Source organism: Microbulbifer sp. TB1203 (assembly GCF_030997045.1).
Taxonomy (GTDB): domain Bacteria; phylum Pseudomonadota; class Gammaproteobacteria; order Pseudomonadales; family Cellvibrionaceae; genus Microbulbifer.
Window position 1 is genome coordinate 534477 of the sequence record NZ_CP116899.1, and the last position, 25038, is coordinate 559514.

General features: G+C 62.1%; 19 protein-coding genes. 10 read left to right on the plus strand and 9 right to left on the minus strand.

What is annotated here, in order from left to right; translation table 11 throughout:
- The first annotated feature begins 77 nt into the window (after positions 1-77).
- The 5 genes from PP263_RS02275 to PP263_RS02295 all read left to right on the plus strand — a co-directional run bounded on the left by PP263_RS02275 (position 78) and on the right by PP263_RS02295 (position 7392).
- Complete coding sequence (locus tag PP263_RS02275; protein WP_308366757.1) at positions 78-1946, plus strand: IucA/IucC family protein; 1869 nt, start codon at positions 78-80, stop codon at positions 1944-1946.
- Between the two features lie 14 nt (positions 1947-1960).
- Positions 1961-3814, plus strand: a complete 1854-nt coding sequence (locus PP263_RS02280; RefSeq protein ID WP_308366758.1) for an IucA/IucC family protein — start codon at positions 1961-1963, stop codon at positions 3812-3814.
- Positions 3811-5619, plus strand: coding sequence for an IucA/IucC family protein (locus PP263_RS02285; RefSeq protein ID WP_308366759.1), 1809 nt, complete (start codon positions 3811-3813; stop codon positions 5617-5619). The genes PP263_RS02280 and PP263_RS02285 overlap by 4 nt, the downstream gene beginning before the upstream one ends.
- Positions 5616-6395 carry an aldolase/citrate lyase family protein gene (locus tag PP263_RS02290; RefSeq protein WP_308366760.1) on the plus strand — a complete coding sequence of 260 codons (780 nt, stop codon included), beginning with the start codon at positions 5616-5618 and terminating at the stop codon, positions 6393-6395. The genes PP263_RS02285 and PP263_RS02290 overlap by 4 nt, the downstream gene beginning before the upstream one ends.
- A gap of 88 nt (positions 6396-6483) precedes the next feature.
- On the plus strand, positions 6484-7392 hold the full coding sequence (locus PP263_RS02295; protein ID WP_308366761.1) for a LysR family transcriptional regulator: 909 nt from the start codon (positions 6484-6486) through the stop codon (positions 7390-7392).
- A 207-nt stretch (positions 7393-7599) separates the two neighbouring features.
- Here PP263_RS02295 and PP263_RS02300 read toward each other — a convergent pair whose 3' ends face one another.
- On the minus strand, positions 7600-7890 hold the full coding sequence (locus PP263_RS02300) for a GIY-YIG nuclease family protein (protein WP_308366762.1): 291 nt from the start codon (positions 7888-7890) through the stop codon (positions 7600-7602).
- A gap of 107 nt (positions 7891-7997) precedes the next feature.
- The gene (locus tag PP263_RS02305) at positions 7998-9086 is read right to left on the minus strand and encodes a PA0069 family radical SAM protein (protein WP_308366763.1); all 1089 of its coding nucleotides are present in this window, start codon (positions 9084-9086) and stop codon (positions 7998-8000) included.
- A 121-nt stretch (positions 9087-9207) separates the two neighbouring features.
- Here PP263_RS02305 and PP263_RS02310 point away from each other — a divergent pair, with 121 nt between their 5' ends.
- Positions 9208-10422 carry a cation:proton antiporter gene (locus tag PP263_RS02310; protein WP_308366764.1) on the plus strand — a complete coding sequence of 405 codons (1215 nt, stop codon included), beginning with the start codon at positions 9208-9210 and terminating at the stop codon, positions 10420-10422.
- Between the two features lie 72 nt (positions 10423-10494).
- Here PP263_RS02310 and sodC read toward each other — a convergent pair whose 3' ends face one another.
- The 7 genes from sodC to PP263_RS02345 all read right to left on the minus strand — a co-directional run bounded on the left by sodC (position 10495) and on the right by PP263_RS02345 (position 18343).
- Positions 10495-11028, minus strand: a complete 534-nt coding sequence (gene sodC / locus PP263_RS02315) for a superoxide dismutase [Cu-Zn] SodC (RefSeq protein ID WP_308366765.1) — start codon at positions 11026-11028, stop codon at positions 10495-10497.
- A 365-nt stretch (positions 11029-11393) separates the two neighbouring features.
- The gene (locus tag PP263_RS02320) at positions 11394-12038 is read right to left on the minus strand and encodes a GNAT family N-acetyltransferase (RefSeq protein WP_308366766.1); all 645 of its coding nucleotides are present in this window, start codon (positions 12036-12038) and stop codon (positions 11394-11396) included.
- A gap of 181 nt (positions 12039-12219) precedes the next feature.
- Positions 12220-13245, minus strand: a complete 1026-nt coding sequence (gene tdh, locus PP263_RS02325) for an L-threonine 3-dehydrogenase (protein WP_308366767.1) — start codon at positions 13243-13245, stop codon at positions 12220-12222.
- Positions 13246-13364: 119 nt separating this feature from the next.
- The gene (locus tag PP263_RS02330; RefSeq protein ID WP_308366768.1) at positions 13365-14564 is read right to left on the minus strand and encodes a glycine C-acetyltransferase; all 1200 of its coding nucleotides are present in this window, start codon (positions 14562-14564) and stop codon (positions 13365-13367) included.
- A 111-nt stretch (positions 14565-14675) separates the two neighbouring features.
- Positions 14676-14891, minus strand: coding sequence for a hypothetical protein (locus tag PP263_RS02335; protein WP_183463506.1), 216 nt, complete (start codon positions 14889-14891; stop codon positions 14676-14678).
- Positions 14892-15234: 343 nt separating this feature from the next.
- Positions 15235-16668 carry an aldehyde dehydrogenase family protein gene (locus tag PP263_RS02340; RefSeq protein ID WP_308366769.1) on the minus strand — a complete coding sequence of 478 codons (1434 nt, stop codon included), beginning with the start codon at positions 16666-16668 and terminating at the stop codon, positions 15235-15237.
- Positions 16669-16738: 70 nt separating this feature from the next.
- Positions 16739-18343: a 5-guanidino-2-oxopentanoate decarboxylase gene (locus PP263_RS02345; protein ID WP_308366770.1), complete on the minus strand. Its 1605-nt coding sequence runs from the start codon at positions 18341-18343 to the stop codon at positions 16739-16741.
- Positions 18344-18565: 222 nt separating this feature from the next.
- Here PP263_RS02345 and pdxH point away from each other — a divergent pair, with 222 nt between their 5' ends.
- The 4 genes from pdxH (at position 18566) to PP263_RS02365 (ending at position 25019) form a co-directional block, all read left to right on the plus strand.
- Complete coding sequence (gene pdxH, locus PP263_RS02350; RefSeq protein WP_308366771.1) at positions 18566-19204, plus strand: pyridoxamine 5'-phosphate oxidase; 639 nt, start codon at positions 18566-18568, stop codon at positions 19202-19204.
- A gap of 238 nt (positions 19205-19442) precedes the next feature.
- Positions 19443-21134 carry a molecular chaperone HscC gene (locus tag PP263_RS02355; protein ID WP_308366772.1) on the plus strand — a complete coding sequence of 564 codons (1692 nt, stop codon included), beginning with the start codon at positions 19443-19445 and terminating at the stop codon, positions 21132-21134.
- A complete protein-coding gene (locus PP263_RS02360; RefSeq protein ID WP_308366773.1) occupies positions 21134-22426 on the plus strand; it encodes an RDD family protein in 1293 nt (430 codons plus the stop codon). Before PP263_RS02355 ends, PP263_RS02360 begins: the two co-directional genes overlap by 1 nt.
- Before the next feature lie 304 nt (positions 22427-22730).
- Positions 22731-25019, plus strand: a complete 2289-nt coding sequence (locus PP263_RS02365) for a TonB-dependent receptor domain-containing protein (protein ID WP_308366774.1) — start codon at positions 22731-22733, stop codon at positions 25017-25019.
- Positions 25020-25038: the final 19 nt, after the last annotated feature.

Genomic DNA, 25038 nt, shown 5'->3' on the forward strand with positions numbered 1-25038 from the left:
AGTCCCGGCTTGTGCCATCGGCGGATTCCCGGAACCGCCCCGAAACCTGAGGTTTAAATCAGCACAAGGAAAGGATTATGGCCACAGGGCTGAACGAAGAAATAGTGGAACGGCAATCCGCGCCCACTGTGGAAAAAGCCACGGCAGCCGAGCGGATTCTGCGCGAACTGGTCGACGCACTGATACAGGAAAACCTCTTTCACCTGCAGGATCGCGCGCGGTTGATCGATGATAGCGGAGCCTACAGTGAAGTCGATGACTTCGCATTGGCCGTCGGCGAATGTTATTTCAGCTATCCCCTGAATGGCGGTGCCGATCAACTGCTGTTCCGCGCCCGCCGGCAGCGGCGGGTGCAGCCCTACCGGTTGAGCCGTCTGCCGGTGCTGCTTTTGCAAAGCCAGGAAGATGGCGCCGTGGCGCTGGACGCCGCCAATCTGATGCAATGCCTGGCCGGCGCGGCCGAGCGTGAGGATCTGCCGGACCTCGGCGGCATGGACCGCTTTATGCACGACTTGGCGGTGGCCGAGGCGCAGACCGAATGGGCGCTGGAAAATATCCCCGCCGCGTTGACCGCCGTCGAGCGGAAAGATGCCGATCTGCCGGCCTGGGAGCGGTTGGGCGCGCTGCGCGACCGGCCGTTCCACCCGCTGGCCCGGGCCAAGACGGGCTGGTCCCTGGAGGAATTCCGGCGCTACGGTGCCGAGAGCGGCGACACCTTCGGCCTGGCCTGGGTGGCACTGCGCAATGAATCCCTGGTCGGCAGCCCGGACTTGCGCGGCACAGCCGTTGCCGAGGCGCTGCTGGAAGCGGAAGAGTTGCAGGCGCTGCGCCAAGCGGCTGCCGCCCGCGGCTTTGATGGCGATGATTTTACCCTGGTGCCGGTACATCCCTGGCAGCTACGCCGCCTCGCCGCCGAGTTTGCCAGTGAATTCAGCAATGGCGATTGGGTCCTCATCTCCGAATCCCTCGGTGGTTTCACGCCCACCTCATCCGTGCGCAGCCTGGCGCCCGCCGCAAAAAGCGGCTCTGTGCACGTCAAGCTGCCGCTGGCCATTGCCGCGCTGGGGGCGCAGCGCATACTGCCGCCGCGCTACCTGCACAACGGTGCCGCGGCGCAACAACTTCTGGAATCGGTTATCGGGCGCGAGCCCGCGTTGCAGGGAAAATTTTTCTGCTGCGACGAGCGCCAGTGGCTGGCTTTCGCTCCAGCGGGTGAGACCATGTTTTCCAACCGCACCGGTCACCTGAGCTGCCTGCTGCGCCGCTATCCCCGTATGGAAAGTCCGCAGTGCCGGCTGCTGCCCATGTCGGCATTCACCCTGGCCGAGGGCGACCGGGTGCCGGCGTTTGAAACCCTGCTGCGCGACGGCGGCGAGACGCCGGAGAAATTTTTCCGCTCCCTGTGCGATCACCTGTGCGCCCTGTGTTTTACCTGCTTTTCCTACGGCCTGATGCCCGAGGTGCACGGGCAGAACCTGCTGCTGGTGATTGAAAAAGGGCGAATTTGCGGGCTGGTCCTGCGCGACCACGATACCCTGCGCTTCTTTCCGCCCTGGGTGCACCAGTCGGGTATCGAGGCACCGCGCTACCTAATGGACTGGTCCACGCCCAACTCACTGGTGTGCCTCTCGCCGCAGGAACTGCTGCGCTATTTCCAGACGCTGGGGGTGCAGGTCAACCTGCACGCCATCGCCGATACCCTGTCCAGCGCCTATGGCGTGGACGCGGAGGTCTTCTGGGAAATCATCAAGACATCCTGCCACAGGCAGCTGCAACAGCTGGAGCTGCCCGATTTCGCCAAAGCACTGCTGCGCAGGGAGCTTCTGGATAACCCCAGATGGCCGACGCGGCTTTTGCTGACCCCCTACCTGATGCGGCGCACCCGGGAAACCGGCATGCCCGCCGGCCTCGGGGAAACCCGCAATCCATTGATGGACTCTGTTTAATAGGAAATTGATCAGTGAATATTCCAACAAGCGCCGTCACCGGGCAAAGCGTTGACGGCGAACTCTTTCACGGCGGAGACGTCTCCGATGTTTTTGCTTCGCCGGCCTTCGTACAGGCGCGCCGCCGCGTCTTGCGACAGTTGATCCAGGCCCTGATCTACGAAAAAACCCTGGAAGTCTCCGAGCGCCCGGAGGGCGGCGAAATACTGTTTTCTTTTTCCGGGCGGGATCGCGACGGCGAAGCGCTGACCTATAGCTGCAGGGGCATACGGCGGCCGGGTTTCGGGCGCATCCGACTGAACGCCGAGCCGGTAATACGCACGGATGGTGCCGGTGCGCGGGAGGCCGATTCCATAAGCCGCTTCCTGGATGAGCTGCGCGGGAGTTTCACCGTCCATCCCGAATACCTGGAGCGTTTCAAGCGCGAACTGGAAAGCACCGCGGTCAAGGACGCCATGGCGCTGCAACACAGCGCCCGCGACTCCCGCTGTTTGCGCGAAGGCGATTACGACGACGTGGAAAGCCGCCTGGGCGACGCTCATCCCTACCACCCCTGCTACAAGTCGCGCATGGGTTTCGACGTCCGTGACAATAGGGAGTTCGGCCCGGAGTTTTCCCCGATCGTCAGGCCCATCTGGCTGGCGGTGCGAAAAAAACACTGCGCGGCCGCACCGTGCCAGGATGCGTTGCTGCCCACCGAACTCGGCGGGAGCTGTCTGGAAGAAATGCGCCGGCAGCTTGTCGCGCTGGGCGAGTCCCCCGACGATTACCGGCTGATGCCGGTGCATCCGTGGCAATGGCGCCGGGTGATCGCCGAGGAGTACGGTTGGGACCTGCACCACCGGCATATCGTGGTGCTGGGGGAAAGCGGTGACGTCTACCGGCCGCAGCAGTCCATACGCACACTGGCCAATATTTCCAGCCCGCATAGCTGCTATCTGAAACTGGCCCTGAATATTCTGAACACTTCGACCACGCGCGGGCTGGCCGAACACACGGTGGTCAATGCTCCCGCCATCAGCGAGGGTTTGAAAGCCATCGCGGGCGAAGACGAATACCTGAGCGGTCGGCTGCGCACGGTATTCCTCGGCGAAATTGCCGCACTCAGCTACCGCTCGCCGGTCAGCCCGGCCGCGCCCGGCAGCCTGGCCTGTATCTGGCGCGAGAGCCTGCACTCCCATCTCGATGCGGGCGAGAGCGCGCTGCCTTTCAGTGCCATCACTGCCCTGGACCGCGACGGCGTGCCGCTGATCGATCCCTGGGTCAGGCGCTTCGGCGCGCGGCCATGGCTGGAACAACTGCTGCAAGCGGCGGTGACGCCCCTGGTGCATATGCTCTACGCGCACGGCATTGCCCTCGAATCCCACGGGCAGAATATGATTCTGCTGCACCGCGGGGGCACGCCAGTGCGCGTGGCCTTGAAGGACTTCCACGACGGTGTGCGCTTCCTGCGCGCGGACGCGGACCGGCTGCAGCACTTTTCCCTGCTGCGGGAAACACCCGAGGAACATCTCGGCAACAATCGCAGTTCCTATATCCACGCCGCGGAAGCGGACGATGTCAGGGATTTTCTTTACAGCGCCTTCTTCTCCATGAATCTCTCTGAGCTGGCGCTGTTTTTCAGCGAATACTATGCCCTGGAGGAGAGCGGCTTCTGGACAATGACCGGCGAGTGCATCGCCCGATACCAGGCGGAATTTCCCGAGTTGGAAGAAAGTTTTTCGCGCTTTGATCTCTTCGCCAGGCAGGTGGCGGTGGAGGCGCATACCCGGCGCCGCTTGCAATCGGAAAAAGTGCTGCGGATCAACCGCGTCGATAATCCCCTGTATCTGTTTTATGCCAACCAGCGGGGAGGGCAATCGCAATGACAGAAGCTTCGCAAGAATCCGGTGAACTCGCCTGGCGGTACACGGGGCACTTCCTGCTCAACTGCTACTGCCGGGAAATTGCCTCGCCCAACGATCTGCTGTCCTACGAAAAAGAGAAAGATCTGTGCCTGCTTGTCATTGATTTTCCGTATCTCGGGCAGCGGATTTCGGTGTCGGTGCGCGCCCCGTCGGTGACCGGGAATCATTTCTACCTGGGTCGCCCGTGCATGGCCGGCAATGGGGTGTCGGAGCCGCTCCCCTGGCGCGACCTGCCGCGGCTGGTAGTGGGCGAATTGTGCCGGCGTTTCAGCCTGGACGGCCAGCCGGAACTGCTGGCACAGATTGATAACAGCCGCGAGATACTTTCCCGTATCCTCGATCACCACCTGGTGCGAGGTCATCGGTCAGGGGATGGTGTCGACGACTACCTGGAGTCAGAAGCGGCGCTGATCTTCGGACATAGCTTCCACCCTGCGCCAAAAAGCCGCTACGGCTGGAATGAAAAAGAACTGATGCGCTATTCACCCGAGTTACACGGTTCCTTCCGGCTGCACTATTTCGCGGTAGCTCCCCAGTACCTGCGATTATTGGGCGACAAGCCGGACGAGACGAAACAACTGTTCCGCCGCCTGGCCTCGCCGGGCCGGGAGGAGAACCCCGACGGGTGGCCATTGCTTCCCTGCCACCCCTGGCAGGCGAACTACCTGTTGGGCAGGTCCGCCGTAAGAGAGGCCGTGGCCTCGGGTATTCTGAAATATCTGGGTACCTGTGGCCCGGCGTTCGGCCCGACCGCGTCGGTACGCACCCTGTTCAACAGAAATTGCCCTTATTTTCTGAAGGTCTCCCTCAGCCTGCGCATCACCAACAGCGTGCGCAAAAACGCCTGGTACGAACTGGAAAGCGCCGTGGTGCTGTCGAAGCTGTTGCGGCCCGTGATCGATGGGCTGGCGCATCGGTTCAGTGGTTTTTCCCTGTTGCCCGAACCGGCGGCGGCTACCGTCGACCTGCCGCAACTGGAGAACGAAGAACGCCTGGATCTGCAAAGCCACTTTGGCGTCATCCTGCGGAACAATCCATTCTGTGATTCGGAAGTCCGCGCCCAGCTGGCCGGCACCCTGTTTGCCGAGGACGTGCTCGGGCATTCGAACACCGCACCGCTGGTGCGCGCTTTCCGGCAGCGGCACCCGGGCATGGACGAGGCGACCGCTGCCATTCGCTGGTTCGGGGATTACGTCCGGCAGTTGCTGCCGCCGGTGTTGCACGCCTTCTTTGAACACGGCGTGGCGTTCGAACCCCACCTGCAGAACGTACTGGTAAAACTCGACGGCTGTTCCGTTGCGGGCATTATCCTGCGGGATATGGAGGGCACCAAGCTCGATCGCTCGCGCTGGTCCGACTCTCTTTGGCCAGAAAAGGCGCTGCCATCCATAAGTTCAAGAGCGCGGGAGAGCATGCTGCACGAACGCGATACCGCCTGGCGGCGCGTGGTCTATTGCCTGTTCGTGAATAACCTGTGCCAGGCGGCCCTCCACTGCGGCCGCTTCCTGGAATCCGAAGCTCCGCTGTGGAAACTGGTGCGGCAGGTGCTGGAAGATTACCGGGAGACAGAGGGCGGTGCGTTGCGCCGGGAACTGATCGATCCGCTGCTTGCCGGCGCCGACCTGCCGGGCAAGGCCAATATGATTACCCGTTTCACCCGGGAACCGGACAGCCGCGCTCACTACATCCGCGTCGCCAATCCGCTCGGTCACTCGGCCGGCGCCGTGCGGGCCGCGGAGGTTGAGCCGGAGGTTGTGCAACTATGAGTAGTTTGCAAGCGCAGAGCAGTTTGAAAGCACGGCTGCATAACGGAGAGCGGTTGCACGGACTCTTCTGCTGTACGCCCTCGAGCCTGTTGGTGGAATTTATTGCCCACGCGGGATTCGATTACGTGATTCTCGATACCGAGCACAGCCTGGTGAACCCCGCGGACCTGGACCATATGATCGTCGCCGCGCGTGCCTCGGGTATTTCCGCATTGGTTCGCGTGCCGCTCGAGCGCGCGGACCTGGTTGCGCCACTGCTGGATGCGGGCGCTGAAGGCATCGTCTTTCCGCGGGTTCGCAACGAAGAAGAGGCGGCGCAAGCGGTGGCCATGTGCCACTACCCGCCTTCCGGACAGCGCGGCCTGAGCGTACACCGGCATATCGGCTACCACAGCGACCGGCTGGAGGAGCGAAACCGCAGGGCCGACGAGCGGGTACTGGTGGCGGCCATGATCGAGGATAGCGCGGGGCTGGAAGCCTGCAGGGCCATTGCCGAGGTGCCCGGCGTCGATATCCTGATGGAGGGCGCCGCGGACCTGTCCGCGGCGCTGGGCCTGCCCTGGCAGACGCGCCACCCCGCGGTTATCGAGGGAATAGAGCGTATCGCCGCAGCCGCGGCGGCGGCGGGCATCGCCTTCTGTGCGATTCCGAGAGAGGACGCGGATTACGGGAAATGGCTGGATCAAAAGGTGTCGCTGTTCGTGCTGGGCACGGATCGGGGCGTTATTCGCAAGGGACTGGCGGCGCATCTGGAAAAGTACGCCGGTCCCCGCTGATTTGAAAAGCCGCCTCTATGCCGGCCGTTAGCGCATAGAATTCCCGGACTAGACTGTTCACTCTTCTTGAACAATTGTGGCGAGCGGCGTGAAATTATTGGAGGCCTTGCAGATCTACCTGCGAGTGGCGGAGCAGGGCAGTTTTACCGCTGCGGCGGACAGCTTGGGCCTGTCCCGCGCCAGCGTGTCCGGCGCGGTGCGGCAGTTGGAGAACCTGCTCGGCACCCGGCTTCTGCATCGCACCACCCGCAGCGTGCAGATGACCCAGGACGGGCGGGTTTTCTACGAACGCAGCCGGGACCTGCTGGCGGATATGGACGAGTTGCAGAACCTCTTCCGCGAGGATGCGTCGGCGCTGCACGGGCGCCTGCGCGTGGATATGCCGCTGCCGGTGGCGCGGGACCTGGTGATACCGCGGCTGCCGGAATTCCTGCGCCGGCACCCGGACCTGGAGATAGAACTGAGCAGCACCGACCGCTTTGTGGACGTTGTGCGCGAGGGATTCGACTGCGTGTTGCGGGTCGGCACTCTGGAAGACTCCGGCCTGATCGCGCGGCCGCTGGGCCACTACCGCACGGTGAGCTGCGCCAGCACCGAGTACCTGGCGGAACACGGTACACCGCGAAGCCTGGAGGACCTGTCCCGGCATCGGCTGGTCCACTATGTGCCGTCCCTCGGCGCGCGGCCGCCCGGTTTCGAGTATATCGACCCGGATGAGCCGGACAGGGAGAAATCCCTGCCCATGGAGGGAGCGGTCACCGTCAACAATACCGCGGCCTACCTGGAGGCCTGCCGGGCGGGGCTGGGGATTATCCAAGTGCCGGAGGCCGGCGTGCATCCCTATCTGGAATCGGGGGAACTGGAGGAGGTGCTGCCACAGTACCGGCCCGCGCCCATGCCGGTGTCCCTGGTGTACGCCAACCGCCGGCACCAGCCCAGGCGGGTACAGGTGTTTATGGCGTGGATTGCGGAGATTATGAAGCCGCGGTTGATCTAAGATTTCGGAGTTCAGATCGAGGCGCCGTCCGCTTGGTTGTGCACTGTGCCTGCTGTGGGAGCCTGCCCTGCAGGCGAAAAGGCGGTGCTGAATTGCAACGCCGTTATTCGCCAGCAGAGCCTGCCCTGGACTCGATCCGGGGGCTGGCTCCCAGCGGCGCTGTTCGACAGCTTCCCAGGAGTATACGGTAGTGGCCTACTGAGCGGATCAGGACGATCCGCTCTGGCATTCGACCAGCAGCGCGGTATCGCCGGCCACCAGTGCCTCTTTCTTTTCCTTGGGCCACTTTTTTATCCGCATCTCCAGTTGCAGGGCCTCCGATCTTTCGGCAACTGCGTGCTGGAATGCCAGGGTCAGCGGACCGCGCCCGCGCAGCGCCTTGGCGCCCCTGGGGCTGCCGCTGGCGTGCTCGGCGAAACGGCGCTCCACATCGCGGGTAATCCCCGTGTAGAGGGCTCCGCTGCGGGTGCGTATCAGATAGACAAACCAGTTGTTCAAGGTGGCCTCGCGGAAATTCCGGCCGCCTATTGTAATGACTCGGGCTCAGGAATCGAATGGAGTTCCGGAGCCTGCTTGCAGGCGAACAAGTCAGCGATTTGAACTCCTCAAAACAGCGACTGCTGTTCGCCGCTTGCGGGAGGCGGAGAGAAGCGCCCGCAGTCCAGTGCCAGCCTGCGCCGGTTCAGCCCGAGTTTTTTAATCGCCACGCGAAAGCGCTGCTGCAGCAGCTGGGCGAAGACGCCGGTGCCGGTCTGGCGCTGGGAAAAGTCGCTGCGGTAGTCGCGCCCGCCGCGGCTCTGCTGCACCAGGCTCATCACGTGGGAGGCGCGCTCGGGGTAGTGTTCCTGCAGCCACTGGCGGAACAGTGGAGCCACCTCGTAGGGCAGGCGGAGGAGAATATAGGCCGCGAATTCCGCACCGGCCTTTTGCGCGGCATCGAGAATGGCTTCGAGTTCGCTGTCGTTCAGCGCCGGGATCATGGGTGCGACCAGCACCGCGGTGGGGATGCCGGCGCCGCTCAGGGTCTCCAGTGCGCGCAGGCGTGCGGCGGGACCGGCGGTGCGCGGCTCCAGTTTCCTTTTCAGGTCATTGTCCAGCGTGGTTACGCTGATGGCGGCCTGGGCGAGCCCGTCCTGTGCCATCTCCGCCAGTATCGGCAGGTCGCGCAGGATCAGTTGGCTCTTGGTCACTATGGTCACCGGCTGGTGAAAGCGCTGCATCACCTCGAGCAGCTGGCGGGTAATCCGCTTGTCTCTCTCCAGCGGCTGGTAGGGATCGGTATTGGTACCCAGGGCGATGGGGCTGCACACATAGTTGCGTTTGCGCAGGGCCTTTTCCAGCAGCTCCGGGGCGTTGGGTTTGAAAAAGATTTTGCTCTCGAAGTCCAGCCCCGGGGACAGGTCCATATAGGCGTGGGAAGGGCGGGCGTAGCAATAAGTGCACCCGTGCTCGCAGCCTCGATAGGGATTGATCGACTGGCTGAAGGGCAGGTCCGGCGAGCTGTTGCTGCTGATAATAGTCCGGGCCTTTTCCTCGATGGCCTCGGTCAGCAGCCTCTCCGGCGGCTCCTCCTCCAGCTGCCAGCCGTCGTTCTCCCGCCGGCTTACCCGGGTGGCGAAGCGGCCGGCCAGATTGCTGGCGGCACCCCGGCCCTTGCGGGCTTGTGGTGGGTTGGCTGTGTCCTCTTCGGCCATGACGGCTACACTTCATTAACTGTATATATGTACAGTCTAAATTGAGGGGCCGCTCCTGCGCAAGCGGGGTGAATCGGGCATACACTGAAGATCATGGACATAGCGGAGGGAACCGAATGCCATGGTGACAACCTTAGTCGGTCAAGTGCTCTATCTGCTGATGGCGGTGGCCTTTGGCCTGGTGCTGGCGCGCATCCTGCACATTGACTATGCACTGGGCTGCCTGGCGGCCGGGGTGCTCGCCGGGCTGTTGCCGCCGGTGACCGACTACGACGCAGTCCTGCGGGCGTACAACCTGAACCAGTTGGTGTTCTTCGTCGTTCTGCCGGTGCTGATTTTCGAGGCCGCATGGCAACTGGACCCGCGGGCGCTGAAGCGCTGGCTGGGGCCGGTATTGCTGCTGGCTATTTTGGGCGTTGCCGTCTTCACGGTGATTGCCGCGACGCTGCTCTACTACGGTACCCATCACCCAGCGGGCTTTCCCTGGACAGCGGCGCTGCTGACCGGCGCGGCACTGGCGACCACGGATCCGGTAGCGGTGGTTGCCAAACTGCGCAGCAGTGGTGCGGGGGAGGATCTGCTGATCCTGATGGAAGGGGAGAGCCTGTTTAACGATACCGCCGCGATAGTACTTTTCGGCCTGGTGCTCGGCCTGGCAACCCAGTCAGTGGAGGGCGGCGTCCAGCCGTTCGGCAGTGTGATGCTGCATTTTGCGTGGAGCTTTATCGGCGGGCTGGCACTGGGGGCGCTGTGCGGCCTGGCGACGGTGGCCCTGGTGCTGTTCCTGCGCGCCGTGGGGTCGGCGCTGATGATCCTGGTGCTGGCCGCCTTCGGCAGCTTTTACCTGGCGGAACAGATCGCGGGAGTGTCCGGTATTCTCGCGGTGATGATGTGTGCCATCGTGGCCCGCGCCGGCCTGCAGCTGCGGGACAAAGATCGGCTGGTGGGAGCGGCGTTCACCTGGGAATGGCTGGCGCTGGCGCTCACCGGCCTGGTGTTCGTGATCATGGGATTGACCATTACCTTTGAAATGTTCAGCCAGCACTGGTTCGCCATGTTGATTGCCATTGCCGCCGCCCTCGGCGGGCGTGCGCTGGCAATATTTACGGTTGCGCCCCTGGCGCGGTTTGTGGGGCCGCCAATCTCCAAGCCCTGGCGCCTGCTGCTGGGCTGGGGCAGCCTGCGCGGGGTGATTGCCATCGCGCTGGTGCTGTCCATCCCTATGGAGCTGCCCTACTGGTGGATGGTGCAGTCGATGGTATTCGGGGTGGTGCTGTTTTCCCTGCTGGTGCAGGGGACCAGCAGCGGCTGGCTGATTACCAGGTTATCCGAATAGTCTGTGTCCGGGGATTTCCAGATTGGGCAAATCCCCGGCAAGTGACGCAAGTAGCGGCGGGATTGCCCGATACTATTTGGATGTGCTGATAACCCCGCAGGCGACACGGGGGCCGCCTCCACCCAGGGGTTTCGGATGGTCCGAATAGTTGTCCCCTCCCTGGTGAACCATCAGTGAATGCCCCTTCAGGTCGGAAAGTTTCAGCCGGGGGGCCAGTACCGGGCTGGTGGAACTTCCTTTGGGGTCGACAAATATGGCGGGAAGATCCCCGAGATGCCCGTCGCCCCAGGGGGGGCCGTGACGCTTGGTTTTGGCCGGGTCATAGTGTCCGCCCGCCGCCAGCGCCGCGGTCATCTTGCCGTCCTTTTCCTTGGGCTCACAGCTGGGGAACTCGTGGAGATGGAAGCCGTGCAGCCCCGGCGTCAGCCCGGTGAGGGAGGGGGTAAACACGACGCCGTATTTCGTTTCGCTGGCGACCACCTGGCCGATCGGTTTTCCGACGCCGTCTTTGTTTACGGCGCGCATTTCAATGGTGATATCCGCCTGTACCAGGCCGGATAAAAGCAGAGTGGTAAAACCCAATAGTGTTTTGACTCGAGCATGCATCGTTCAACCCTCATGGTGTTGCTGTTTCGAGTGCCCCGCGGCCTCCGAAAAACCTATGGCGTTTCCGCCATCTCCTTTCCGGCTCTCATTGTCTGCACGGTCACCGGAGTGCGGAATCGCAGACTCGCACAAGTTTAGGCATTAACAGACAGGGTACACATGCTTACCTGTCGTCGAGATGGATGGGGGAGAGAGCGATCTCCATTTCCAATAGCGGATGGAAGTAAAAGTGATAGCTGTTATTTCCTTCGATTTTGGTCGTATAGCCCGCTGCCGAGGTATCCCCGATCCGCTAGCGGTCTGTGCCGGGTCTTGGAACCTGTTTGAAGTCTTAGAAAATGCGGTCTCGGTGTGGGGCTGGGTTTTTAGACTGGCTGTTTCCCGGAGTTTAGGGGAAGCTCCATATGGGTGTGATCCGGTACTCTGCCAAAGCGGGAATGTAGTCCGGTCGTGCGGGTGTGCTTCTCAGAAAAGCCCATGCATTTATAGAGGGACTTTGCCCGCGGATTGGTCTCCGCAACGTCGAGCGCGGCGGTTTCCAGGCCTCTCTCGTGAATTTGCTCCAGCAGTTTTTGCAGAAGTTTTCTGCCGATACCGAGGCCACGGAATTCCGGCGCAACCCCGAGATGGTAAATAACTCCGACTCCGGATTTTGGCGGCTGTATTACCAGCTCGGTGCGCAGTCCGCGGGTAATGGTGCGCATGGCGGCCAGAGGAGGGTAGAAGCTTGCGATGCTGCGGAGGGCGGAGAGTGTGAATGCAAGGTTCTGTGTCGCATCGCGGATGGCGCAAACGCCCACCAGGGTGCCGTCCAGCAGCGCCGCGGTGTGTTGCCGGTAGCCAAATTCGGAGTTGCCGGCTACAAACGCCTGGCGCAGGAACTCCAGCGACTGCTGTTCCGAGCAGTCGCAGAAGACGTAGTCGAATGCCGCGGGTCCGGAGCTGTAAATCAATGGAACTGCCCGATCCACATCCTGGGGATGACAGGGGCGGAAGCTGATTTCAGACATTGCTTTTTACCTGTTTTTTTGTGGAAAGCTTTTATTGTGGAGCCGTATCGTCAGCTGGTTCGGCGAGCGGCCTTATCTTTCCTGCAATCCATTCCGCGCAGGCCTTGGGCCTGGTCTGCAGAAGTAAGTGCGGCCCTTGCGGCCCGCTTGCGGAGCTGGAGCTCCGCGATCCCAGGGGGGGCTACTGCCAGTTGAGGATGACTTTGCCGGACTCGCCGGAGCCCATGGTGTCGAATCCCTTCTGGAAGTCGTCGATAGCGAACTGGTGGGTGATGATCGGGGTAAGGTCCAGGCCGGACTGGATCAGGCTGGCCATCTTGTACCAGGTTTCGAACATCTCGCGGCCGTAGATGCCCTTGATAATCAGGCCCTTGAAAATCACCTGGCTCCAGTCGATGGCCATTTCCCCCGGGGGGATGCCCAGCATGGCAATCTTGCCGCCGTGGTTCATGGCGCTGAGCATATCGCGGAAGGCGGCGCCCACACCGGACATTTCCAGACCCACGTCGAAGCCCTCGGTCATGCCGATTTCCCGCATCACTTCCGGCAGCTTTTCGTTGCTGACATTGACCGTGCGGGTTGCGCCCATTTTCTTCGCCAGGTCCAGACGGTAGTCGTTGATATCGGTGATCACCACATGGCGCGCGCCTACATGACGGGCCACCGCCGCGGCCATAATGCCGATGGGGCCGGCACCCGTAATGAGCACGTCCTCACCCACCAGATCGAAGGAGAGTGCGGTGTGCACTGCGTTGCCGAAGGGATCGAAAATCGAAGCCAGGTCGTCGGAGATATTTTCCGGAATCTTGAATGCGTTCAGTGCCGGAATCACCAGGTATTCGGCAAAGGCGCCCTGGCGGTTCACGCCTACGCCGTAGGTGTTGCGGCACAGATGGCGGCGGCCGGCGCGGCAGTTGCGGCAGTGGCCGCAAGTGATATGGCCCTCGCCGGAAACGCGGTCGCCCACTTCGAAGCCGCGCACTTCCTGGCCCATGCCCACTACCTCGCCCACATATTCGTGGCCCACCACCATGGGGACCGGAATGGTTTTCTGCGACCATTCGTCCCAGTTGTAGATATGCATATCGGTGCCGCAGATGGCGGTCTTGCGGATTTTGATCAACAGGTCGTTGTGGCCCGGGGTCGGGGGTGCGATTTCGGTGAGCCAGATGCCGGGCTCGGAGTTTAATTTCGAGAGTGCTTTCATTGTTCTGTGCCGTGCGGATGGTCTGTGCCAGCGTTTGAGATCGTTCGCGGCCATGGGCCGCTCCTACAATGTGAGTAGCCATTCTGTAGGAGCGGCCCATGGCCGCGATCGGAATTGGATCAAATGATATTCAGCTCTTTGCCCACTTCCACAAAGGCATCGATGCACTGGTCGAGCTGCTCCTTCGTGTGCGCGGCGGACATCTGGGTGCGGATGCGGGCCTGACCCTTGGGTACCACCGGGTAGAAGAAGCCGATTACATAGATGCCGCGCTCGAGCATCTTGTCGGCCATCTGCTGGGCGAGGGCGGCGTCGCCGATCATCACCGGGATGATCGGATGATCTGCGCCGGCCAGGGTAAAGCCGGCCTCGGACATACGCTGGCGGAAGTAGGCGGAATTCTCCCGCAGTTGTTCGCGCAGCTCCCCGCCCTCCATCAGCATGTCGAGCACCCTCAGTGATGCGGCGACAACGGCTGGTGCCAGCGAATTGGAGAAGAGGTAGGGGCGTGAGCGCTGGCGCAGCAGTTCGATAATTTCCCTGTGCCCGGAGGTAAAGCCGCCGGAGGCGCCGCCCAGGGCCTTGCCCAGGGTGCCGGTGATAATGTCCACGCGATCGATCACGTCGCAGTACTCGTGGGTGCCGCGGCCGTGTTCGCCGAGGAAGCCCACGGCGTGTGAGTCGTCCACCATTACCAGCGCGTTGTATTTGTCCGCGAGGTCGCAGACAGCTTTCAGGTTGGCGATCACCCCATCCATCGAAAAGACGCCATCGGTGGCGATCAGCTTGCTCCTGGCACCGGCCTGATCCGCGGCCCGCAACTGGGCTTCCAGGTCCGCCATATCGTTGTTGGCGTAGCGGTAGCGGTTCGCTTTGCACAGGCGCACGCCGTCGATGATGGAGGCGTGGTTGAGGGCGTCGGAGATAATCGCATCCTCCGGGCCGAGCAGGGTTTCGAACAGGCCACCGTTGGCGTCGAAGCAGGAGGAGTAGAGGATGGTGTCCTCGGTGCGCAAAAATTCCGACAGGCGGGATTCCAGCGCCTTGTGGATATCCTGGGTGCCGCAGATAAAGCGCACCGAGGCCATGCCGAAGCCGTACTGGTCGAGGCCCTCTTTGGCCGCCTGGATCAGGTCCGGGTGGTTGGCCAGGCCCAGATAGTTGTTGGCGCAGAAATTCAGCACCTCGGTTTCGTTGCTGACCTGGATCTGCGCGGCCTGCTGGGAGGTGATGATGCGCTCGCGTTTGTAGAGGCCGTCCGCTTCGATCTGTTTCAGTTCGTCGCGCAGGTGCTGGAGGAATTGTTCTGGCTTGGACATGGTGTTGTTGTCAGCTCCTTATTTTGGCGCTTGTGGCGCGTAGGGCGGATACCAATCGGCAGGGCTGCCGATCGGTATCCGCCCTGCAGACCTTTGGCACAAGTCTAGTTGTCATCCCGCCAGCTCGCAGGCCTTGTGGGCCGTTACCGGTTCGGCGCTGGCGCGACAATTGGTGGCGAATTTTAACGCTTCTTCGGCGGTGTCGAACAGTAGCTGCCACAGCAGCTGCCGGTCGGTTCGCCGTACGGCGCGCACGGCGGTTCGGCTGCGCTGGGCGGCAATCTGAATTTCGATGACTTCGCTGTTGGATTGCAGTTCTGCGGACATGGTCCCTCCAATAAAAAGCTTGGAGGGCTGACGTGGGAGCGGCGAACTTTCGTTCGCCTATCCGGTTGGATTGCTCGCTTTGAACCCCATCGCTCCGCTACTCCCGCCGGCGGCACAGGGATGTGCCGCCCGCTTGGCGGGAGCCGATTGCGGACATGCGCCGCAATCGGCTTGTTTTGTCTTTTTCAGGGAAGAAAAAGCAAAACTGGTAGAAGAGCAAACCACCTTGCCCCGGTTGGCAGGTTGGCGTTGGCGTCAGCCACTCTCTTGATGTGGAGGCAAAGATAGCCATGTCCGGGTAGACAGTCAACAGCGCCGCCCCCTGTGAGGGCGGCGCGGAAGTTTATTCCGGCAATTGTACGGATTTCAGTTCGACAAACTCGTCCAGGCCGGCTTCGCCGAATTCCCGGCCGTTGCCGGAGCGCTTGTAGCCGCCGAAAGGGGCGTCGTAATTGAATTCGCCGCCGTTGACGAAGCAGAGCCCGGCTTCGATGCGCCGCGCCACCGGCAGGGCGCTCTCGGCATCCCGGGCCCAGACGCCGCTGGACAGGCCGTACTGGGTGTCGTTGGCGATGGCGATGGCCTCGTCCATATCCCTGTACGGAATCATGCAGGTCACCGGGCCGAAGATCTCCTCCCGGGCGATGGTCATATCGTTGGTGACGTTGGCGAATACCGTGGGCTTGACGTAGAAACCCTTGGAGAAGTCCTCCGGTGTCTCGGCGCCGCCGGCCACCAGGCGCGCGCCCTCGGCCACACCCTTCTCAATGTAGTTGCGCACTATGTCCCGCTGGCGCGCGGACGACAATGGGCCCATCAGCGCGTCCGGGCCGGTGCCCAAAACCACTTCCTCTGCCACCTGTTTGGCGATGGCCACCGCCTCGTCGTAGCGCTCCGCGGGCACCAGCATGCGGGTCAGCGCGGTGCAGGTCTGGCCGGAATTGATAAAAACATCCTCGCAGCCCCAGCGCACCGCCGCCTCCAGGTCTGCGTCCGGAGTGATGATCAGCGGCGACTTGCCGCCCAACTCCTGGGTCACCCGTTTTACGGTGGGGGCGGCGGCCCTGGCCACCTCCACGCCGGCGCGGGTGGAGCCGGTAAAGGACACCATGTCGATATCCGGATGCGCGGCGAGTGCCGCGCCCACCACTGGCCCGGCGCCGGGCACCAGGTTGAATACGCCGGCGGGCAGGCCGGCATCGTGGATGATTTCCGCCATTACATAATCCTGCAGCGGTGTGTTCTCCGAGGGTTTGGTGATCATGGTGCAGCCCGCCGCCAGCGCCGGCGCCACTTTGCCCGCGAACTGGTGCAGCGGGTAGTTCCAGGGGGTGATAAAGCCGCATACGCCCACCGGTTCGCGCAGTACCAGGGAGTGGCCGGCTTTCTCGGTTTTTTCCATCAGCGAGGTGCGTTCGGCGTAGTAGCGCATCGCGTAGATGGGGCCGTCCACGTGCAGCCACTTGGTGATATGCGCCGGGCAGCCTAGGGCTTTGGACACCGCCTGGATCAGGTCTTCCCTGCGTTTCTCCATGCCATCGGCAATGGCGTTGAGATAGTCCCTGCGCTCGGCGGCGGAAGTGTTGCGCCAGGATTTGAACGCTCTGCGGGCTGCGGCCACTGCCGTATCCACGTCCTCGGCGGTGCCCTGGACCACCTGGCAGATTTCCTCTTCCGTGGCGGGGTCGATCACCGGGTGGCCGCTGCCGCCTTTGGAGGTCTGCCACTGGCCGTCGATATAGAGTTTGTCGGTGTGCAGTTTTGCAAGGGTCGTCATGGTTGTTCGGCCTTATCTGGTAGGGTGCGCCGTGCGCACCGGGGAGCCGTTGCGGTGCGCGCGGCGCACCCTACAACGCTGTGATTTCAATCAGAGTGGGTTTGTTGTCCGCGAGCGCGGCGGCCACCGCCGGCCCCAGTTGTTCCGGTCTGTCGATCCGGCAGCCCTCCGCGCCGAAGGCTTTGGCCAGGGCGACAAAATCGGGGGTGTGCAGCTCTACGCCCTCCCGGGCCACCTCGGCTTCATCCATAAAATCGCGGATCTCGCCGTAGCCGGTGTTGTTCCACACCAGTATCGGCAGTGGCAGTTGCTGCTCCACCGCGGTGGCCAGTTCGCCCAGGGTAAACATCAGGCCGCCGTCGCCGATCAGCGCCACCACGTCGCGCGGGCTGGCGAGCCTGGCGCCGATGGCGGCAGGCAGGGCGAAGCCCAGGGTGCCGTAGCCGGTGGTGCAGGTGATATGGCTGCGGGCGCTGTACAGGGGCAGGGCGCAGTTGGTGTTGTAGGCCAATTGGGTGGAGTCGGTAACCAGTATGCCGTCTTCCGGCAGCGCCTCGCGCAGGGCCTGGACCCAGGGGTAGCGGGCCTCGGAACCGGGCCACCACTCCTCGCGGCAGGCGCTGATCAGCTGTCGAACCTCGTCTTCGGCGATTTTGCGTTTACCGGCGTCGCCTTCGGACAGTGCGGCGTTGAGCTGTTTCAGGGTTTCCCCCGCGTCGGCGAGAATCGCCAGGTCCGGGTTGGCGTTGCACACCAGCTGCGCCGGGTCGATATCCACGCGGATCAGCCTGCCCTGGAAAGCGTAGTTGTCGCGCACCAGGTTGCGGTCGGTCTCCGCCAGTTCGGTGCCCACCGCCAGTACCACGTCGGCATCCTCTATACGTTTGCGCACGCAGTCGAAACTCAGGTTGGCACCGCCGCACAGCGGGTGGCGCTCGTCGACCACGCCCTTGGCGGCCAGGGACAGGAAGACCGGTGCGGCGAGCTTCTCCGCGATCTGCGTGGCATCCGCGCCGCAAGCCTGGGCGCCGCCGCCCAGCAGGATTGCCGGGCGCTCGGCGCCTCGCAGCCACCCGGCGGCGGTGGAGATCGCCCCCTCAGCGGCGGCGGGCGGTTGAGCCTGCGGGCAGGCCCGGTAATCTTCCAACTCGCCGGGCATGGGGGCCGAAAACAGATCGATGGGGATCTCGATATGCGCGGGGCCCGGGCGGCTGCACGCCAGCAGTTGGAAGGCCCTGGCCAGCACTTCCGGCAGCTGTTCCGTCGCGGTGAGCGAGTGCTGCCAGATACAGTAGCCGCGGCTCACGTCGCTCTGGCGCGGCAGTTCGTGCAGGCGGCCGCGGCCCATTCCCAGGTCCTCGCGGCGATTCACCGCGGAGATCACCAGCATGGGCACCGAGTCGGAGAAAGCCTGGGCCATGGCGGTGGCGGCGTTGGTGAGGCCGGGGCCGGTGATCAGAAAGCAGACCCCGGGCCTGCCGCTGGCGCGGGCGTAGCCGTCGGCCATAAACGCGGCACCCTGCTCGTGGCGCGGGGTGATATGTTGCAGTCCGCTGCCCGGCAGGCCGCGGTACAGCTCGATGGTATGCACGCCGGGAATGCCGAAGACTTTTTCCACCTGGTATTCGCGCAGCAGGCGCATCAGCACCTGGGCACAGCTGGGCGCAGAGGACATGGCGGTTTTTTTTCCTTCATCTTGTCCAAAAGTGCTCAGGAGCCTAGCGGGCGCGCGCAGGGCGCGCAAGCGGCCGCAGAGTCTGCTTATTGTGGGACAAAATCGCCGGATAATTGACAATTGCTCCGGGCTGCAACGAGAAAAATTGCGCATTGGGGACGGATTGGGAAAAATCCGCGGACTCAGTACACTTAGCCGCTCAGCAACGAAGGAAGTACAGCGATGGAAATTGATCAGTGGCGCAGGGACTACCTGCGCGGCGGTTTGCGCCGCGAGGATCTGAATGCGGACCCGATGGAGCATTTCACCCAGTGGTTGCGCGAGGCGGTGGAGTCAGAGCTGCCGGACCCCAGTTCCATGTGCCTGGCCACCGCCGATGCCGGCGGCCAGCCCTCCCAGCGCATCGTGCTGCTCAAGGGTTATGACGAGCGCGGCTTTGTGTTCTACACCAATCTAGAAAGCCGCAAGGCGCGGGACATCGCCGCCAACCCGAAGGTCTCCCTCCTTTTCCCCTGGCAGTCGCTGGAGCGGCAGGTGATCGTCTGTGGCCATGCCGAGCAGTTGAGCCGCGAGGACGCCCTCATCTACTTTCGCACCCGTCCGCGGGACAGCCAACTGGCCGCCTGGGCATCGCGCCAGAGTGAGGCACTGCCGTCGCGGGATCAGCTCGAGAAGCAGTTCGAGGCGATCAAATCCCAATACGGCGAAGGCGAGGTGCCGCTGCCGGATTTCTGGGGTGGCTACCGGGTGGTGCCGGAAACGGTCGAGTTCTGGCAGGGCGGCAGCCGCCGGCTGCACGACCGCTTTGTCTACCGGCGGGAAGAGAGCGGGCCCTGGACGATAGAGCGGCTTTCTCCCTGACAGCAGGGTATTCCCATAAATAGCCCGAACTAAATAATTCCAAACATTTAACGTAACTACTCGCCTTCGGGACTCGGAAAAAGAATACCGGAGCTTGATGCGAAGGCCCTGATACCGGGAGCCGTTCGAGAGACGATTGCCGATGAGGCTGTTGAACGAACGGCTCCCGGCAGCAGGACCGCCCAGGCCTCGGCTTAGTGTTACAGGGGTGAGTAGTTACCATTTAACAAGGAAAACTATGGCTGTTATCGGTATCGACCTGGGCACCACCAACAGTGCCTGTGGCGTTCTGGGGGAAGAGGGGGTCACGCTGATTCCCAATCGCCTTGGGGATGTACTCACGCCGTCGGTGGTGGGGCTGGATTCCGCCGGCAAGCTGGTGGTGGGCAAGACCGCCAAGGAGCGGTTGATCAATCACAGTGATCGCACGGTGGCCGCTTTCAAGCGGCTGATGGGTACCGATCACAAGGTGGCGCTGGGCAGGCAGATGTTCAGTGCCACCGAGCTGTCCGCACTGGTATTGCGCTCCCTCAAGGAGGATGCGGAGGCCCATCTGGGCGAAACCGTTACCGAGGCGGTCATCAGCGTGCCCGCCTATTTCAACGACAACCAGCGCCACGCCACCAAGCTCGCCGGCGAGCTGGCCGGGCTGAAAGTGGAGCGGTTGATCAACGAGCCCACCGCCGCGGCCATCGCCTACGGCCTGCACGACAAGCGCGAGGGCAATTTCCTGATCCTGGATATGGGCGGTGGCACTTTCGATGTCTCCATCCTGGAATTCTTTGACGGCATCATGGAGGTCCACGCCAGCGCCGGGGACAATTTCCTCGGCGGCGAGGATTTCGTCGAGGCGATGATCGACAGCGTACTGAAAGAGCAGGGAATGGGCAGGGACCAGCTGTCACCGCGCCAACTGCAAAACCTGACCATGCAGATGGAGACCGCCAAGCGCCGCATCAGCCAGCAGCCGGAGCAGCGACTGGAACTGGAGATCGGCAAGCAGAAGATCGAATGGGCGGCCACCGCCGAATGGTTTGAAAAACTCGCCACACCGCTGTTGCTGCGCAGCAAGCGGCCCATCGAGCGCGCCATGCGCGATGCCGACCTGCCGCCACAGAAGATCGACGAAGTGGTGCTGGTGGGCGGTTCCACGCGTATGTCCCTGTTCCGCTCGATGGTGGGAAGGATGTTCGGCCGTCTGCCCTCCTGCCACCTGGACCCGGATACGGTGGTGGCCATGGGCGCGGCCATCCAGGCCGGGCTCAAGTCCAGGAGCGCGGCGCTGGAGGATATCGTGCTCACCGATGTCTGCCCCTACACCCTGGGTACCGGGGTGATCAACGAGGACAGCCCTGAACAGGGCGAGTATTTTATGCCGATTATCGAGCGCAACACCGTGGTGCCCGTCAGTGTGGTGCGCCGGGTGTGGACCGCGCACGACAACCAGACCGAAGTCCGCGTCGATGTCTACCAGGGAGAAAACCGCCTGGTAAAGAAAAATGTGTACCTCGGGGAGATGAGCGTTCCCGTACCCAAGGCGCCCAAGGGCGAGGAGGCCGTGGATATCCGCTACAGCTACGATATGAACGGGCTGCTGGAAGTGGATGTCACCGTGGTCTCCTCCGGCAAGTCCCACAACAAGCTGATCGAGTTTTCCCCCGGTGCGCTGAATGAAGAGGAAAAGGCCAGCGCACTGCAGAAATTGTCCAAACTGAAATTCCACCCGCGGGAGGACGAGGAGAACCGCGCGCTGATCGCCCGCGGCGAGCGCCTCTACGAATCCAGCCTGGGCGAGCGGCGGGAATATATCGCCCGGCTGCTGGGCAACTTCGACCGGGTGCTGGAAAGGCAGAACCCCGCGGAGATCAAAAAGGCCCGCGCCCGCCTGCAGGAAGTCTTCGACGAACTGGATGGCGAGGACTGGATCTGATGGACCCCTGGGCGCTGCTGGGCATCGAGCCCAGCGACGATGCGCGCGCGATCAAGCGCGCGTATGCGAAAAAACTGAAGCAGACCAGGCCCGACGAAAAGCCGCAGGAATTCCAGCAACTGCACAGCGCCTATAAACGGGCGCTGACTATTGCCGAGAGCCCTCAGCCCCTAGTGGAGAGCCCTCAGCCGGTGGTAGAGAGCCCTCAGCCGGTGGTAGAGAGCCCTCAGCCGGTGGTAGAGAGCCCTCAGCCCGTAATCGAGAGCGCTCAATCCGGGGAAGACAATCCTCAGCCGGCAATGGAAACACAACAGCCGTCGCCGCAGGAGGAGACTGCCGTCGCGGAGCGGGAAGCACCGCCTGAACTTTCCCCCGAACAGGGCAGCGCGGCCGTGGAAACCGAGCGGCAGAAGCGCATCGACGAATACCGCCAGGTGCTGGAGCAGGTGGACCGGGCCCTGGAGAACGACCGCCTGATCGGCATGGAGGAAACCTGGCGCTTTCTCGCCGAGTGTTCCTATCTCCTGGAGGAGGAGTTCAACTGGAACCTGGGGCTGGGAGTCTTCGAGCGTTTTGCGCGCTTCAACAGCGAGGCGCCGGTAAAGGGTCGCAAGCAGAAATACCGCCCCCAGGTTACCGCCAATATCCTGGCCTATGGCGATATGCTGTTCGGCTGGTCGGAAAACCGCGGCTACCTGTACCGGGAGTTCGGTGAAACCCTGTGCAATGCGGTATTCGACGCGATGCAGGGCGACCCACAGGCAGCGAACCCGCTTCAGGGCGTGCGCGGCGGCAGAAAACTGGTGGAGCAGAAGCCGCGGCCCGTGGAAGAGAGCCTCGACTATTACTACTTCGGCAATCTGCTCGGCCGCGCTTTCGCGCTGCTGCTGGATGTGTTCCTGGTGTATGTGGTTGTGGGACTCGCCACTTCGGTGGTCATGATCAGGGCCATGGGGAAATCCGAGGGGGACGCCGGCTTCACGGCCCTGTTTGTGTCCATCCTCGGCTACCTGGTACTGGCCTGGATCGCCGAGAGTTCCCGCTGGCAGGCCACGCCGGCCAAATATCTCCTGGGATACCGGGTCACCGATCGCCATTTCAAGCGTGTCGGCTACCTGCACGGACTGTGGCGGATTTTCAGTTTTATGTTCACCCTGCCGCTGTTCAAGATCGGCTGGTTTATCAATTGTTTTCTTGGTGGCAACCTCCTTCACGACCGGTTGAGCAGGACCTATGTGATCGATTATCGCAAAAGCCGGGAAGAATACCTGAAAGGCAATGGAGGGCAGTAGGGTGGACTACTATTTGTAAAATTGATGGAGAGTTGAGTTCTTATACGAGATGTGAAATAGAGCGGAGAGATAAAAACATTCTAACGCGTATAACCTGTATAAATTCACGCTAAATATTCTTTAGCAACGGAAAATGATCCTGTAATCTTCAAGCGATCGTTCGTACCAAAGTGTGCGAACCAACCCGGAATAATGCGGTTGTTGGTCGGGATTCCAACTATAAAAATAAATGGAATCATGCTGTACCGGCCGTGATGTTTTCGGCTGCGATATAACAATAAAACAGAGCAATGGAGAGAAAACCATGGAACGTCCGTTCAATAGTAAAAGCAATCTGACACTGATATCCGCCTGTTCACTGACGGCGCTTTCGCTTTCCTGTGGCGCGGGTTCGGCACAGGCGGCGGAGGGCTCGGTAAGCACCATTATGGAAGAGGTGGAAGTCACCGCGCGCAAGCGGGCCCGGGCAGAGAAGTTGCAGGAGGTGCCGGTGGCGGCCACTGCCTATTCTTCTCAACAGCTGGAGGCTTTGCAGACCAAAGATCTGCAAAGCCTCGCCTTCAAAATGCCCAATGTGCAGCTGGACGATGTGGGTACGGTAAAGAATACCGCCAACTTCACCGTGCGCGGCCTGGGCGTCAACAGTTCAATCCCGTCGATTGATCCGACCGTCGGAGTATTTGTCGATGGCATGTACCTGGGGGTCAACGCCGGTGTCGTGACCGATCTGTTCGACCTCGAGGGCATCGAAGTGCTGCGCGGGCCCCAGGGATTGCTGTTCGGCCGCAATGTGACCGGCGGTGCGGTGGTGATCAAGACCGCGAGGCCCAGCGAGGAGTTTGCCAGCCGCTTCAAGGTCTCCACAACCGACAACCTGGACACCATAGCGGCGGGCACTGTCAACGGCGCTATCTCCGGTACCGTAAACGGACGCCTGACCGTCTACTACAACAACGACCAGGGCTGGTTCGAAAACCTGGCCACCGGCAACGATAGCGCCGGTGCATCCGACACCTGGTTTGTCCGCCCGAGTTTCAGTGTGCAGCTGAGCGAAACCGCGGATCTGTTGGTGCGTATGGAGCACGGCCGTATGGATTCCGACGGTGTCGTGGCCCAGAACCGCGGCAGCGAGCCTTTCATCATCAGCACTCCTGATGGCCCAGTGGTCTACCCCAGCGCAACGCAGATCGCGGGTGCCTTCGGTATCACCGAATGGGACAACAGCGAAGATTCCTTTGAGGTGGCCCAGGATGAAGAGGGCTATCAGGAAGACGAGTGGAGCCAGGTGATCGCGGAGTTCAATCAGGACGTGGCCTTCGGTGGCGGTACCGTCACCAATATCCTCGCCTGGCGCGAGTACGAGGCCCATGGTCTCGGCGATATCGATTCCCTGCCAGTGTTTGGCTTCCACGCCAACACTGCGATCGACCAGAGCCAACTGAGCAACGAACTGCGCTACTCCGGCCGCTTCGGCGCCACTGCGCTGACCACCGGTGTCTACTGGTTCAGCCAGGATATCGCCTATCTGGAGAACCGGTTGCTGGCGGGCGGGAGCATTGATATTACCGGTGGCGGTGAGCAGGACCATCAGGCGCTGGGTGTCTTTGCCCAGGCTGATATCGACCTGAACGATGCCTGGGTGCTGACCCTGGGCGGCCGCTATTCCACCGAGGACAAGGATGCGAAGATAGCCACCATTCCGCTCGATCTCTGCAGCCTCGATGGCTGCGCCGCCTACGATTTTGAGGACAGCGAGTCCTGGAGCGCTTTTACGCCCAAAGTGGGTCTGCAGTGGAACCTGAGCGACAACGCCCAGCTGTACAGTTTCTGGACCAAGGGCTTTCGTAGCGGCGGTTATAATTTCCGCAACGCCGGTATCAATCCGGCGACGGGCATGCCGTATCCGCCCCAGGTAACCGACCAGGAAGAGCAGACCAGCTTCGAGGTCGGTGCCAAAGCCGAATGGTTTGACGGCCGCCTGAGAACCAATATGGCGCTGTTCCACAACACCATCGACGAGATGCAGCGCGAGGAAAACCTGCCGGATGCGTTAACCGGTGTAGCGCAGATTATCCGCAACACCGCCGATGCGACTATCCGCGGCGCCGAGTTGGAGGCCCTGGCGGCGGTCAGCGACAGCCTGCTGTTATCTTTTAGTGTCGGTTATGTGGACGGCGACTACGACAGTGTCAACGGCGATATCAGCGGCGATGGCGTGGTCGACGAGGTAGACCTTGGCCTGGATATTCCGCGCCTCGCGCCCTGGACCTACGGCGTGGGCCTGGTGCACGACCTGGCACTGGGTTCCGCCGGAACCCTGACTTCGCGTATCAACTTCAATCACCGCGACGCCTCGCCCTATACCGACAACAACCGGGGAATGCTGAGCGAAGTGGATATGCTGGATTTCAGCGTCGGCTACAGTCCCAGCGGAGGCAGTTACCATCTGGCTTTGTTCGGCAAAAACATGCTGGACGAAGTCAGCGAGGGCAACAATACCCAGTTGCCGGTTACTTTGGGCGGTACGGGCGCCACCTTCACGCCGCTGAACAAGGGGCGGGTAGTGGGGGTGGAGTTGACCTACGATCTCTGATCCCGCATAAAATTATCCG